Origin of the sequence: Mesorhizobium sp. M1A.T.Ca.IN.004.03.1.1 (assembly GCF_003997555.1) — a bacterium.
GTDB lineage: Bacteria > Pseudomonadota > Alphaproteobacteria > Rhizobiales > Rhizobiaceae > Mesorhizobium.
Genome location: NZ_RZTV01000754.1, coordinates 1 through 251 on the forward strand (window position 1 = coordinate 1; position 251 = coordinate 251).

1 protein-coding gene is annotated in these 251 nt (G+C 63.7%); it reads right to left on the reverse strand.

Features of this window, described 5'->3' with window-relative positions; translation table 11 throughout:
• Window positions 1-251 (reverse strand): LysR family transcriptional regulator (locus EOD29_RS33670; RefSeq protein WP_164764043.1); only part of this gene is annotated, 251 nt, incomplete at both ends.

The following is a 251-nucleotide window of genomic DNA, read 5'->3' on the forward strand; positions in this document are numbered from 1 at the left end:
GCCGGGATAGCTTTCGGCAAAACTCTTGAGGATCCTCGGCAGCAGCCGCTCGCCGATATCTTCAGGCGCGCCGAGCCTGACGACACCGGTGAGCTCCGGCATGATGAAGCGCGACACCGCCTCGTTCGACAGGGCGAGGATGTTGCGGGCGTAGGAAAGCAGCATCTCGCCGTGGCGTGTCAGCGTCACCGAGCGGGCGTCGCGCAAAAACAGGGTCGCGCCGAGCTGTTCCTCGAGCTTCTTGATCTGCA